Raw genomic sequence first — 13,083 nt, forward strand, 5'->3', positions numbered from 1 at the left:
AAATCGTAGAAAAGGTGGCGACGATTGTTGAAGAGGTTGAGCCGACCAAGCCAGCCAAAGCAGCCAAGGCACCCAAGTAAGAAATGCCCGAATTGAATAGGCCCTGAGTCGAATGGCTCAGGGCCTTTTTCATGTCCGGGTCAGTGTAGGAGCGAGCTCGCTCGCGATGGTCGTGAACGATGACGCTGGGTGCCTGACTGCCCGTGGTGGCCTCAGGTTTTTCGCGAGCGAGCTCGCTCCTACAAGGGAATGCGGTGTGCCTATCGGTACAACACCTTCTCCGCCAACTCGTCCGCCACCCGCGCCGGCGAACGTTTTTCCGCTTGGGCGTGGGCAAAGACTTCGGTCAGCCGTGAGCTGATCTTCGACAGGTGCGCAGTGATGGTCGTCAGCTCTTCGCCGCGATGTTTGAGTGACACGTAGATCAGCCCGCCGGAATTGATCACGTAGTCCGGTGCATACAGAATGCCGCGCCGCTCCAGTTGATCGGCAACGTCCAGATGCGTCAGTTGATTATTCGCCGAACCGGCGACCGCCGAGCAACGCAGTTGCGCCACGCTGTGGCTGTTGAGCACTCCGCCAAGACCGCATGGCGCGAGAATATCGCAGGGCGTGCTGAGCAGCGCATCGTTGGCGATTGGGTGAGCACCGAGTTGCTCCATCGCCAGTTGCACCTTACCGTGATCAATGTCGCTGACCAGCAACTCGGCACCGGCGGCGTGCAGCTGTTCGGCCAAGGCAAACCCCACATTACCCAAACCCTGGATGGCCACGCGCAGGCCTTCGAGATTGTCGCTGCCCAGTCGCGCCATGGCCGTGGCACGAATGCCAGCGAACACGCCCATTGCCGCGTGAGGCGCCGGGTCACCTGCCGAGGTGGTGCTGGTGACGTGTTGGGTCTGCTGGGCGATGCAATCCATGTCCGCTACCGAAGTGCCACTGTCGATGGCGGTGATGTAACGTCCGTCGAGCTGATTGATGCAGCGGCCGAACGCCTCGAACAGCGCGGCGCGGTTTTCCACATGGACCGGTCGCACGATCACCGCCACCCCGCCACCCTGCGCCAGGCCGGCCAGCGCTGCCTTGTAACTCATGCCTTGCGCGAGGCGAATGGCATCCTCGACCGCAGATTCGTCGTCGGGGTAGGAAAGGTAACGACAACCGCCCAGGGCAGGCCCGAGCCGGCTGTTATGAATGGCAATGACCGCCTTCAACCCGGTGACCGGGTCGACGCTCAGATGCAGCGATTCAAGGCGAGTGCTTTGCATGAGAGCGAACATCGTAGGGGCTCCCGAATCACTTCTTGTAGTCGCCAGTATAGGCTCGCGCCCAAAATTTGCAGAAGCACACCGGAATAAGCGCCGTTGCCATTCAGGCTTTCGGACATAACCTGGCGTGGCACTGGACGAACACCGCAGACGAGGCTAAAACGAGGCATGACCCGGAGATTTTGATGACGCCGCGCCAACGCTTCTTTGACTGTCTGCAACGATCACCGCCCGCGCTGTTCGAAGCCGCGCTGTGGATTGCCGTCGAGCACGATAACGCAGTGAATCCGCAGGCGGTTCTGGCGAACTTCAAGGACCTGCAACAGCGCGTCAGTCATGGTCTGCCGATGCTGCCAGTGAGCGAACTGGCCCAGCCAATGCTGCGCCGCCTCAATGATCTGGGCTTCGCCCAGGACGACTTCACCCCCTTGCGCCCGCAAGTGGCGTTGCTCGACAAAGTGCTGGAGCGCCGGCGCGGACAACCGTTGGCGCTGGGTCTGATTGCCCTGGAGCTGGCCAGAGGCCTGGAAATCCCGTTGGTCGGGGTCAACTTTCCCGGGCATTTTCTGTTACGGGTTCCGGGGGCCGATCACTTGCTGGATCCTTGCGGCGGTCGTCGCTTGTACCCCAACGATTGCCGGGAACTGCTGCATCGCCAGTACGGCCCGAACATGAAGCTCAGTGCCGAGCATTTGCTGACAGCTGAGCCGGTGCAAATGCTCCAGCGACTGTCGCGCAACCTGCGTCAGTTGCACCTTTCCCATGATGACTACATCGGCGCGCTGATCGACGCCGAGCGCGTGCTGGAAATGGGCAACGCCAGCGCCTCCGATTACCTGGCCCGGGCCAGCCTCTACCAGCGGCTGGACTGCCCGAATGCCGAACGCTTTGACCTGGAGCATGCGCTGCTGCTCAGCGACGACCCGATCCAGAGGATTCGCCTGACCGAACGCCTCGGGCACCTGCCGCCGAACTCTATCGTCCATTAAAAGATCGCAGCCTGCGGCAGCTCCTACGGGGTATACACCAATCCAATGTAGGAGCTGCCGCAGGCTGCGATCTTTTGACCTCAAGTCTCATCAGCAAATAAGCGTCAGATCGTCAGGGAGTGTCTGGCTGATTCGCCGGGTGCGCTTTGATAAACGCCGGATGTGTCGCCGCCAGCACTGCCACCCGACGAATCCGCGGGTACGCCTCAAGCGAAACACTGAAGCGCTCAGCCGCGTACAGCTGCGGGATCAGATACACATCCGCCAATCCCGGCTCGGCGCCAAAGCAAAAACCTTCATTGCCAATCAACTGCTCGACCGTCGCCAGCCCCTGGCTGATCCAGTGCCCGATCCACTCGACCACCTGCGCTTCATCGTGCCCCAACTGCCGAAGCTTATTGAGCACACTGACGTTGTGCAGCGGATGAACATCGCAGCCGATCACAGCCGCGACACCCCGCTCACGCGCGCGGGCGGCGAGGTCTTTGGACAGCAGCGGCGCCTGTGGATAACGTTCTTCCAGGTACTCGATGATCGCCGGTGACTGGATCAGCAGTTCGCCTTCGTCGGTGCGCAAGGCCGGCACCCGGCCTTGCGGATTAACGGCAAGATAAGGCGGCTGGCGATGCTCGCCGCCCGGTGGGGCGATCAAGTTGATCGGCAGCGCCTGATAATCCAGGCCCTTCAACGCCAGCGCGATGCGCACTCGATACGACGAGGTCGAACGGTAGTAGGTATAGAGCTCCATGACCCGATCCTCTTAACGCGCCGGCAGTACTTTGCCGCGGCACTCACCGAAACCGATGGAGGCAAATCCGTCGCGACTGCAACGGGCGCGCAAGATGATTTCGTCGCCGTCTTCGAGGAATTTCCGCACCTCGCCGGAGGCCAGTTCAATCGGCTTTTTGCCGCCCTCGGTGATTTCCAACAGGCTGCCGAACTGAGTGTTTTCCGGCCCTGACAAGGTGCCCGAACCAAACAGGTCACCGGCCTGCAACTGGCAACCGTTGACGCTGTGATGCGCAACCATTTGCGCCACGGTCCAGTACATGTGTTGGGTGTTGCTCAGCGTCAGGCGATGGGCCGGCAGGTTCTGTTCGCGCATGGCTTCGGTGAGCAGCAGCACTTCCAGTTCGATGTCGAAAGCGCCAGCGGCTTGATCGCGTTTATCGAGCAGGTACGGCAGCGGCTGTGGATCACCTTCCGGGCGCGCCGGTTGCGCACGACGGAACGGTTCCAGCGCTTCGGCAGTCACCACCCACGGCGAAATGCTGGTGATGAAACTCTTCGACAGGAACGGTCCCAGTGGCTGGTATTCCCACGCTTGAATATCCCGCGCCGACCAGTCGTTGAGCAAACAGAAACCAGCGATGTGATCAGCCGCGTCACCGATGGCAATCGAGTCGCCGATGTCGTTGCCCTGGCCGATCCAGATGCCCAGTTCCAGTTCGTAATCCAGACGTGCGCACGGGCCGAAGGTTGGCTCGGTCTGACCGGCCGGCAAGGTCTGGCCTTTAGGGCGACGAACATCGGTGCCGGAGGGGCGAATGGTCGACGCGCGACCGTGATAGCCGATTGGCACATACTTGTAATTCGGTAGCAGGGGGTTGTCCGGGCGGAACAATTTGCCGACGTTTTGCGCGTGCTCGATGCCGACGTAAAAGTCGGTGTAGTCGTTGATTTTTGCCGGCAGGTGCATCTCGCAATTCGCCGCCAGCGGCAGCAGTTTTGCACCTTGGGCTTCGATTTTGCCGTGCAGGGTGCTGCCTTCCTGCAGCAACTCGATCAGGCGTTCGCGCAGGGCAACGCGAGCCTCACGGCCCAGTTCGAAAAACCCGTTGAGCTGACCGCCACGGGTGGCTTCAACCGCAGTTTTAGCAACGCCCTCGAACAGGCCGGCCGCCAGCGCCGCCTCCAGATCAAAGATGTGCTCGCCAATCGCCACGCCGCTGCGCGCAGCAGAACCCTTCACGCTGAACACGCCCAGCGGCAGGTTTTGCAGCGGGAAATCGGCATGGCCGTTGGCGGAGGCAACCCAGCTACGAGTAATGGAAGTCTGAGTCATGGGTTATCTCCGGGTCGGGTCGAAAGTGGCGGGCAGCGTGGCCCAGCAGGCGTCATAACTGGTTTGCAGTTGCGGGCAGTCGAGGGCGAAACGGCTCGGACGCAGCACCTGGCTGGTCTCGAACATGAAGGCCATGGTGTTGTCGATTTTCGCCGGCGCCAGCTCCGCGTTGATCGCCCGCGTGCAGGTCTCGCCGTCCGGACCGTGAGCGCTCATGCAGCTGTGCAACGACGCTCCGCCGGGCACGAAGCCTTCGGCCTTGGCGTCGTACTCGCCCTTGATCAGGCCCATGAATTCATTCATCAGGTTGCGGTGGAACCACGGTGGCCGGAAGGTGTTCTCGGCCACCATCCAGCGTGGCGGGAAGATCACGAAGTCCAGATTGGCCAGACCGTGAACGCTGGTCGGCGAAGTCAGGACGGTGAAAATCGATGGATCAGGATGATCGAAGCTGACCGTGCCAATGGTGTTGAAGCGGCGCAGGTCATATTTATACGGCACGTTATTGCCGTGCCAGGCGACCACGTTGAGCGGCGAATGATCGAGCTCACAGCCCCACAACTGACCGAGGAATTTCTGCACCATCGTGGTCGGTTGCTTGAGGTTTTCGTAGTGTGCCACCGGGGTCAGGAAGTCCCGCGGATTGGCCAGGCCGTTGCTGCCAATCGGCCCCAGGTCGGGCAGACGCAGCGGCGCGCCGTGGTTCTCGGCAACGTAGCCGCGGGCTTGCGGGTCGAGCAATTCGACGCGGAATTTCAGACCGCGCGGTAGCACGGCGATCTCCAGCGGTTCGAGTTCGAGTACGCCCAGCTCGGTGGCGATACGCAGGCGCCCCAGTTCAGGCACCAGCAACAGTTCGCCGTCAGCATTGAAGAACACGCGTTCCATGGAGCGGTTGGCGCGGTAGTTGTAAATGCTGATCCCGGCCGGTTTATCCGCGCCGGAGTTGGCGGCCATGCTCACCAGGCCGTCAATGAAATCAGTGGGCTCGGAGGGCATGTCCAGCGGGTTCCAGCGCAGGCGATTGGGGGTGACTTCACCCAACGGGCCGCCCGCCAGTTGCCGCTCCAGTTTGACGAACGCCGGGTGATTGGCCGACGGCTGAATACGATACATCCAGGTACGGCGCGCTTCACTGCGGGCCATGGTGAACGCCGTGCCGGAAAACAGTTCGGTGTAAAGACCGTAGGGCGCTTTCTGCGGGGAGTTCTGGCCGACGGGCAGTGCGCCGGGCAACGCTTCGCTGCTGAATTCGTTGCCGAAGCCGGACTGATAAGCCAGCGCGGGCGCCGTTGAATCGAGGTTCATGGAGCCTCCTGAACGGGGAACAGGCAATGGCCTTTCGCTCTGTTGCAGAGGTCACGGCACGCCCGGGTTATTTTTATCGTAATTTGATTACGCATAACGTAATTTGATTGGTAATGACCGTCAAGCTATAAAGACGCCCACTCGTCCCGGATCAGACCGCCTCCCATGGAAACGCCGCGCAACAACGACAAACAGAAAGTCCGCTCGGCCGAGGTCGGCACCGACATCCTCAAGGCACTGGCCGAGTTGTCGCCATCGACGTCTTTGTCACGGCTGGCCGAACACGTACAGATGCCGGCAAGCAAGGTTCACCGCTATTTGCAGGCGTTGATTGCCAGCGGTTTTGCCGAACAGAACACCGCGACCAACCACTATGGCCTGGGTCGCGAAGCCTTGCGCGTGGGGCTGGCCGCACTCAACAGTATGGACGTGCTGAAGGTCGCCGCCCTGCCCTTGGCCGAACTGCGCGATGAATTGAATGAAACCTGTTTTCTGGCGGTGTGGGGCAATCAGGGCGCGACCGTGGTGCATATCGAACCGGCGGTGCGTGCGGTCACGGTCGTCACACAATTGGGCTCGGTATTGCCCTTGCTCAGTTCATCCACCGGCCTCGTGTTTGGCGCCTACCTGCCAAAGCGCGAAACCGTGGACCTGCGCGAACAGGAGCTGCAAAACGCAGCGGCCCATGCGCTGGCCAGTGATCAGGCGTATGAAGCGTTGTGCGCACAGATTCGCGGCCGCGGCCTGCACCATGTGCATGGTTTGTTGATGCCGGGGGTCGATGCGTTGTCGGCCCCGGTGTTGAATGCGGTCGGGAACGTGGCGGCGGTCATGACTATCGTCGGTCCGGCGTCATTGTTCCACGCCGACGAAAACGGCCCGGCGGCCCAGCGATTGCTGGCGGCGACGCGGGCCGTGAGTTGGCGCATGGGCTATGAGGCGAGCGCAGTCTCCCTGTAGCCGGGATTACGCCAGCGTCGTTTTTTCGCTGGACTCAGGCTCGGCGGCTGCCTCCTTGACTCACTCATTACCTGTTGCGAAAGGACTCGACCACTTCGCAGCCGAATAACCTGACCTGCTCAACACTCAACCCGGGAACCCTATAATCCGGCTCGAATGTCCAGCGCTCGGCAAAAACGCCAGCGTAGTCATCGCTGAATTCCGGTAGTTCATCCGCCTGAACTTTTTCCATGACCGCCCAACTCAGACTTTCCGAATAATCCACGACCTGCTTGCCCTGATCATTGATAACCACGGAAGTTAGATAAGTATCATCCACATCGATCGTATAACCCACATCTTCAACTATCCTGGCCAGCCTCTGACTGACTTTTTCGAGCAAAGCGATATCCATAATTGTTTCCTTTCAATAATTGATATGCCGACCAATACACACTCAAATAGAAATACCCAATGACCGGGTCGACGCAAAACTTATAAACAGCTCGACATTCGAAGTACAGCCCACAACTTGTATGCATTCGTAAACGATTACAAGCACATCAATTTACCAGACCCAGGAATTTTGCCTTGGCCACCGCCTGGGTTCTACGTTCTACGCCCAACTTTCCGTTAATTCGCCGCGCATGGGTTTTTACCGTATGCAACGATATAAATAACTGATCGGCTATTTGTTGATTGGAATTACCCAGCGCAACTAACTCGAGAACTTCTATTTCACGCTGACTCAACCCATTCTTCAGTGATGCCATCGGCAGGGGAGAATGAGCCGGCTCGGCACACCCGGTGACGCCCGGCAAATGCGGCTGGCGTAGCTGAAGATCGCGCAAGGTTTGCTGCAGGTTACAGCGCTTGATCAGTGCCAATCCTTGCTGCAATGCCAGCCCAGCCATCTGCGTATCCCCGGTCAGCCAGGCAACTTCGGCCAGCGCCAGGTGCAATTGCGCTTGCAATCCCGACATCCCCCGCTGACTGGCCCATTGCAGGCGGGACTCAAGCTGTTGCACGGGGGTTTGCGCCTGTTTCAAATGGACCTCGGTCAGTACCAGCAGGTATTCAAGGCCGGGGATCAATTCCAGCGTGGCCGGCGGCGCCTGTCGTGCATGGGGTCCGTGATAATGGCGCAGCACCCGGGTCAGGGCCTCATGCGCCAGTTCCGGCCGCCCCTGCTGTAACCAGAAATGGCTGCTGATGTGCAGCAGGACCCCGCGGTAGACCGTGTCTGGAATTCGCCGCTGCTGCATCAGCCGCTCGGCGTCACGCAGCAGCACGAAAGCCTGATCGTAGTCGAGACGATTGGCGGCCAATTGCGCCAGACCCAAGTACCCGTAAAGCACCCGCTTGTCCTGGCTGCGCAGGCAGATGTGCAGACCGCTTTCGAAATACTCGGCGGCTTGGGCATCTTGCCCCTGGCAGAGGCTCAAACGCCCCCGCTGCAGGGCAATCCGTCCCAATAAGGGTTGTGCCAGCGGTTGCTCCTGGACAAGCAAGGCGTGCATGTTGGCCAGCAGATGCCCGGCCCTGCCGGGTGCCCCCCGCTGCTCGAGCAATTGCGCGTGATCGAGCTCCAGCAGGCCTTCAAACACCAGCGAGCCTTGTGCACGCGCCAGGCACAGCGCCTCACGGTTGATGGCCTGCGCCACGTCAAGTTCGCCTCGCAGCAGGGCTTGCTGGGTCAGGCCGGACAGACACATCAGTCGGGCGGTCCAGAGTTCCGGACCCAGTTGGTCGAGCGCCGCCAGCAAATGCGCCCGCGACGGCTCCATGCGTCCCTGCAAATGCAACAGCCAACCCTGCAGAGCCTGCCAACGCGCGATCAGTTGCCGTTGCTGTAACGCCGAAGGCTGAGGGACAAAGCGCGATAAATGCTCAATGCATTCGCCTGCCTGCTCGAACCGCCCGGCAAATAACAAGGCCGCGGTGATCAGCCCCACCAATTGCGGCGAGCCCAACATCAGCGCGTCACCCTGCTGTTCATGCAGGCGCAACAAGAGCACCACCGTTTGTTCCTCGAAAAGTTGCTCGAAACTGAAATGCTGAAGCAGACTGACCGCGACCTCGAACTCTTCGGCCAGCAAGGCTTGCTCGAACGCGGCTTTCCAGTCTTGTTCCGCAGCGAACCACTGACAGGCGCGACGATGCCAGGATCGTCCCGCCGGCCATTGCTCCTCGCGCATCAACTGCGTAAGGGGTGCAAAAATCTGCGACCAGTCGGTCGAGTCCTGCCAAGGCTCGACAAAACAGCCCAACGTCTGGAACGTGCTCAGGTACTGCGCACCCTCGCCTGCGCCGAACAAGTGATCGCACAGCCGGGCATTGAACCGCGGCAGATGCGCCAGCACCCGCCAGGCCTCCGTCAGCTCCGGGGTCAGCATGCCGAACAGTTCGTGGTCGAGGTAATCGTGCAAGGTGTCCGGGCGGCCGTGCAGCTGCTCGTTGCGCGACCCATCGCACTTTTGCAGCAGCGCAATCCGCACGCCCGCGCACCAGCCTCCGGTCAGTTCGACAATTCTGCTGGCACGTTTCGCCGCCTGTTCCGGCTCCAGGTGATGCAACAGCTGCGCAACTTCAGCTTCGTTGAATGCCAGCGTGGAGCGCTCGCCGTCGTACAACTCATCGGCGAGTAACAGGCGTGGCCAATTGCATTGCGGACGGCGCCGCCCGCTCAGCCACCACGTGACCGTCGGGCTACTGACGGCCAGTAGCCGGTCGAGCAACTGGTCGAGCTCCGGGTTGGGCGTACGGCAGTAATCGTCGAGGCACAACCAGGTCGGCGTTTGCAGCTGCGCCAGAGCGGCCAGCAGTGCGGATTCGTCCGCCGAACCCAAGCACAACGCGTGGGCCAACCGCTGCCGGAATTCGGCCGCCGTCATTGCCATTCCCGCCAACGGCAGCCAACCGATCTGACACTCATCGGGCGCCTGAGACAGGCACTCGATGAGCAGCGCGCTTTTGCCACTGCCGGCCGGCGCACAGAGCAATTTCACCCGCGCGGTCGAAGTCAGCAATGGACTGATCAACCGTTCGCGAAACAGGTGATGGCAAGACAAACGGGGCAAGAGTCCAGGACGGTCCAGACACGGGGTCATGGCAGTCATAGTGGTGCGCCTTTTTATAATTGTGGCGCCACCCTAGCCCTCTCTACACGGCTTGTTGAAGAAGTATTCAGCGTACTGATTGGCGTCTATAAAAAAGGTGACCTGAGGGTCACCTTTTTGTGTAGGAGCCTGTAGGACGGTTACCTAACCCCTGTACTCCGCAAGGCTGCCGGCGTGTAGTCCCCCGCTTTTGCATCGATTCCGAATTCGAAGCTGCGCTTCTCCTCGTTCTTCATCCCCAGTGCGATATATCGACCGGCGATCAAGTCATACAGCGCCTCGACCGTATAAGCCGGCACCTGGTGATCGTAGTAGAACTGCGCGTGACCTTCGGCGACACGCCAGAGCTGACCGCGACCGTCATAGTGATCGGCCAGTGCCACCTGCCAACTGTCTTCGTCGATGTACATGTGACGCTTGGCGTACACGTGACGCTCGTTGGGCTTGACCGTGGCGACGACTTCCCAGACCCGGTGCAACTCGTAACGCGTCAGGTCCTGGTTGATATGACCGGCCTTGATCACGTCGGTGTACTTGAGGTTGGGCGAGTCGAGCTTGTAACTGTTGTAAGGAATGTACATTTCCTTCTTGCCGATCAGCTTCCAGTCATAGCGATCCGGCGCGCCGGAGAACATGTCGAAGTTGTCGGTGGTGCGCAGGCCATCGGACGACGTGCCGACACCGTCATAGGCCACTTGCGGCGCACGCCGCACGCGGCGCTGGCCGGCGTTGTAGATCCACGCCTTGCGTGGCTCCTTGACCTGGTCGAGCGTCTCGTGAACCAGCAGCACGTTGCCCGCCAATCGCGCTGGCGCGGTCACTTCCTGCTTGAAGTAGCTGAGGACGTTTTCGTCGCTGCCCGGTTTCAAATCCCCCAGCAGCGAAGGCACCGCGACCTCATCCTTGAAGCGAATCACCGTGAAGTCACCGTTGGACTGCGGGGTGGCCTGGGTGATGGTGCGACGCAAATTGCCGCCGTGATAACGGGTGACGTGGTTCCAGATCACTTCGACGCCGTTCTTCGGAATCGGGAAAGCGTAGTAGCGATTGCCGGTGAAATTGGCCAGGCCATTGCCATCGTTGATCGGCGTCACGTTCAGCGCGCTGCGCTTGGCCGATTCGTAAATGTCCGCGGGCAAGGCCACCGTGCGATGGGTCGGGTAGACCGGGATCTTGTAGGTCTCGGGGTAGCGTTTGAACATCGCGATCTGACCGTCGGAAAGCTTGTCCTTGTACTTGTCGACGGTCGCCGCGGTGATGGTGAACAGCGGTTTTTCATTGGCGAACGGATCGGCCAGGAAACCTTTGCTGTCCACCGCCCCGGCGTTGGTCGGGATGCCGCCGGTCCAGGCCGGAATCGAGCCGTCGGCATTGCCGGCCTTTTCGGCGCCTACCGGCGTCAGGCTGGTGCCGAGTTTGTTCGCTTCTTCCGGCGACACCGCGGCCATCACGTTGACGGCCAGCAGGCTCAAGGCCAGAACACCACATTGCAGAATCATCTTGCGCATTGAAATCATCCTTCTCAGCCAGATCAGAAGTTCACGCCAAAGCTCAACGCCAGGAAGTCGCGATCTTCCAGGGTGTTGTAGTCACCACCGAAGAAGTCGGTGTAACTCAAGCTCGCGGTGTAGGTGTTGCGATAGTCCGCATCGACGCCGACGCTGATCGCCTTGGCGCCTTCGTTGAACAGCCCGTTGGGGCCATAACCGGCGACGTCGTGGGACCACGACAGGTTCGGTTTGAAGTTGATCCCGGCGATCACGTTGTTGTAATCAAGGATGGCGCGGGCGCGGTAGCCCCACGAGGTCGACGTCACGAAACCGTCGGTGTCACCGCCGAAACCGTATTGGCCGTACACCGAGTCACGCCCGTAACGCAGCTCGCTTTTGTCCTCCAGCCCACCGACATGAACCACCGCCGCTTCGCCCACCAGGGTCAGACGATCTGCGCCGGCAACCTGATCGATAAAGTGCGTGAGGGTGCTTTGGACTTGCGTCACTTCCTTGCGGCGATAGCCTTTGTTGTCCGCCCCCGGCCGGGTTGCGATGGGCGACAGCGTGCCGCCGGCAATCGGGTTGAGCATGGCCAGGGTCAGGTCGGTGCTGTTGATCTGGACCGGCAAATTGGGGCGATAGCTGATCTCGCCGGTCCACGCCGTGCCAGTCGGCAACGTGGTGGAGAAACTGGCACCGTAAAGGCGAATGTCTTCAGGGTATTCAAGGTAATACTGGCCGCGACCGAGCATCACGCTTTGAGCCAGTGCCGAACCGCTGCCGGGTGCGATTGCGTTGGCGGCGGCGACGATGCCGGGGATCCGTGCCAGCGTGCCCAGTCCGGCGGTGGTGGTGCCGACGTTCGGTGTGCGGCTGTGGTAATTCATGAAGTACAGGCCGTACTCGGTGTCGTCGCCCAGCCAGCGCAATGCGGTGCCCCACTGCCCGGAATCACGGGCATCGCGGTCGCCGCCACGGGGTACGATCACGCCCTCCCGGCCAACCTGAAAGCCTTGCCCAAACGCGGCAGCAATCGGTTGCAACGGTGCGATGGCAGGACTGGCGACCGTGTAGCCCGTGGTGCAACCATCCGCCGCCACGTCACCGCCGAAGAAGGTGCCGCAGTTGTCGAGAACCGTCTGATCCCATTCCAGTTGATAGAAGCCCTCGACCGTAAGCTGCTCGGTCAGGCCTTGCGAGCCGAACAGCATGTTCACCGGGATCAGGCCTTCCTTGATCTCGGCGCCAGGGCGGCGGAACGCTGAAACGTCGACCGGGTTGATGCTGTTGATCGAGTTGCCGATGAACGTACTTTCGCCCCAGCTGACCACCTGTTTGCCCGCGCGCACGGTGCCCGGCAGGTCAGCAATGGAATAGTTGTGATAGACGAAGGCATCGAGTATCTGCGCACCGGCCGACTTGGAGCCTTCCTTGCGATTGTGGTCACTGATTGGCTTGAACTCGCGGTCTTCATCCTTCAATTCGAAGTCGTACCAATACTTGCCACGGACGAATACGCCGGTGTCGCCATACTTGAGTTCAAGGTCGTGAATGCCCTTGAAGATCTTGGAAAAGGTTTCGCCCTTCTTGAAGTTCAGGCGCCCGTCGTCACCGGTCGACGCCTGGCCGGTCCCGCCGTTGACGGTGCCGACCAGAGACTTTTCGGCATCGCGCATGCCCCAACTCGAGCCGACGGACAGCGATGAGTCAAACGTCCCCTCGATTTCCCCAATACTGAATGAAACGGCCTGCGCCTGGGCACAGCAACCCAAGGCCACCGCAGCGGCCAGCGCCTGCGGTTTGAAGATGGCGCGCATTGTTGTTTTTGTCATGCGTCTTCCCCGGTGAGTGACAGAAGGCCACACCCTACTGCCGCAGGTCGGGGGCGATAAGCGCACGAAG

General features: G+C 60.6%; 10 protein-coding genes. 2 read left to right on the plus strand and 8 right to left on the minus strand.

The genetic code is table 11. The features are described from left to right. Positions 1 to 260: 260 nt before the first annotated feature. A complete protein-coding gene (locus F8N62_RS06480) occupies positions 261 to 1,280 on the minus strand; it encodes a Glu/Leu/Phe/Val dehydrogenase family protein (RefSeq protein WP_150710167.1) in 1,020 nt (339 codons plus the stop codon). A 173-nt stretch (positions 1,281 to 1,453) separates the two neighbouring features. Between F8N62_RS06480 and F8N62_RS06485 the strand changes: the two genes are divergently transcribed. Continuing rightward, a complete protein-coding gene (locus F8N62_RS06485; RefSeq protein WP_150710168.1) occupies positions 1,454 to 2,257 on the plus strand; it encodes a SirB1 family protein in 804 nt (267 codons plus the stop codon). A 112-nt stretch (positions 2,258 to 2,369) separates the two neighbouring features. On the opposite strand, the gene maiA is transcribed toward F8N62_RS06485, so the two are convergent. Genes maiA through hmgA form a run of 3 tightly spaced genes read right to left on the minus strand, consistent with a single transcriptional unit; the run spans position 2,370 to position 5,630 of the window. Next, positions 2,370 to 3,005 carry a maleylacetoacetate isomerase gene (gene maiA / locus F8N62_RS06490; protein WP_150710169.1) on the minus strand — a complete coding sequence of 212 codons (636 nt, stop codon included), beginning with the start codon at positions 3,003 to 3,005 and terminating at the stop codon, positions 2,370 to 2,372. Between the two features lie 12 nt (positions 3,006 to 3,017). Continuing rightward, positions 3,018 to 4,322 (minus strand): fumarylacetoacetase, encoded by a 1,305-nt coding sequence (gene fahA / locus F8N62_RS06495; RefSeq protein ID WP_150710170.1) that lies wholly within the window; start codon positions 4,320 to 4,322, stop codon positions 3,018 to 3,020. Positions 4,323 to 4,325: 3 nt separating this feature from the next. Next, positions 4,326 to 5,630, minus strand: coding sequence for a homogentisate 1,2-dioxygenase (gene hmgA, locus F8N62_RS06500; protein ID WP_150710171.1), 1,305 nt, complete (start codon positions 5,628 to 5,630; stop codon positions 4,326 to 4,328). A gap of 165 nt (positions 5,631 to 5,795) precedes the next feature. Between hmgA and F8N62_RS06505 the strand changes: the two genes are divergently transcribed. After that, a complete protein-coding gene (locus tag F8N62_RS06505) occupies positions 5,796 to 6,590 on the plus strand; it encodes an IclR family transcriptional regulator (protein WP_150710172.1) in 795 nt (264 codons plus the stop codon). A 67-nt stretch (positions 6,591 to 6,657) separates the two neighbouring features. Here the strand turns inward: F8N62_RS06505 and F8N62_RS06510 are convergent, their stop codons facing one another. From F8N62_RS06510 to F8N62_RS06525, 4 genes are all read right to left on the minus strand, one after another. Continuing rightward, positions 6,658 to 6,984, minus strand: a complete 327-nt coding sequence (locus F8N62_RS06510; RefSeq protein WP_150710173.1) for a hypothetical protein — start codon at positions 6,982 to 6,984, stop codon at positions 6,658 to 6,660. Positions 6,985 to 7,132: 148 nt separating this feature from the next. Beyond that, positions 7,133 to 9,688, minus strand: a complete 2,556-nt coding sequence (locus F8N62_RS06515; protein WP_150710174.1) for a helix-turn-helix transcriptional regulator — start codon at positions 9,686 to 9,688, stop codon at positions 7,133 to 7,135. A gap of 140 nt (positions 9,689 to 9,828) precedes the next feature. Continuing rightward, positions 9,829 to 11,196, minus strand: a complete 1,368-nt coding sequence (locus tag F8N62_RS06520) for a DUF1329 domain-containing protein (protein WP_150710175.1) — start codon at positions 11,194 to 11,196, stop codon at positions 9,829 to 9,831. A 23-nt stretch (positions 11,197 to 11,219) separates the two neighbouring features. Further along, complete coding sequence (locus F8N62_RS06525) at positions 11,220 to 13,013, minus strand: DUF1302 domain-containing protein (protein ID WP_150710176.1); 1,794 nt, start codon at positions 13,011 to 13,013, stop codon at positions 11,220 to 11,222. Positions 13,014 to 13,083: the final 70 nt, after the last annotated feature.

This window comes from Pseudomonas fluorescens, from assembly GCF_902497785.1.
Lineage (GTDB): Bacteria > Pseudomonadota > Gammaproteobacteria > Pseudomonadales > Pseudomonadaceae > Aquipseudomonas > Aquipseudomonas fluorescens_BO.

Bases quoted from the DNA above. Each gene is read 5' to 3' on its own strand.
- F8N62_RS06525 (WP_150710176.1), bottom strand. From the start codon at position 13,013: ATGACAAAAACAACAATGCGCGCCATCTTCAAACCGCAGGCGCTGGCC.
- F8N62_RS06520 (WP_150710175.1), bottom strand. From the start codon at position 11,196: ATGCGCAAGATGATTCTGCAATGTGGTGTTCTGGCCTTGAGCCTGCTG.
- maiA (WP_150710169.1), bottom strand. From the start codon at position 3,005: ATGGAGCTCTATACCTACTACCGTTCGACCTCGTCGTATCGAGTGCGC.
- hmgA (WP_150710171.1), bottom strand. From the start codon at position 5,630: ATGAACCTCGATTCAACGGCGCCCGCGCTGGCTTATCAGTCCGGCTTC.
- F8N62_RS06485 (WP_150710168.1), top strand. From the start codon at position 1,454: ATGACGCCGCGCCAACGCTTCTTTGACTGTCTGCAACGATCACCGCCC.
- F8N62_RS06505 (WP_150710172.1), top strand. From the start codon at position 5,796: ATGGAAACGCCGCGCAACAACGACAAACAGAAAGTCCGCTCGGCCGAG.
- F8N62_RS06510 (WP_150710173.1), bottom strand. From the start codon at position 6,984: ATGGATATCGCTTTGCTCGAAAAAGTCAGTCAGAGGCTGGCCAGGATA.
- F8N62_RS06515 (WP_150710174.1), bottom strand. From the start codon at position 9,688: ATGACTGCCATGACCCCGTGTCTGGACCGTCCTGGACTCTTGCCCCGT.
- F8N62_RS06480 (WP_150710167.1), bottom strand. From the start codon at position 1,280: ATGTTCGCTCTCATGCAAAGCACTCGCCTTGAATCGCTGCATCTGAGC.
- fahA (WP_150710170.1), bottom strand. From the start codon at position 4,322: ATGACTCAGACTTCCATTACTCGTAGCTGGGTTGCCTCCGCCAACGGC.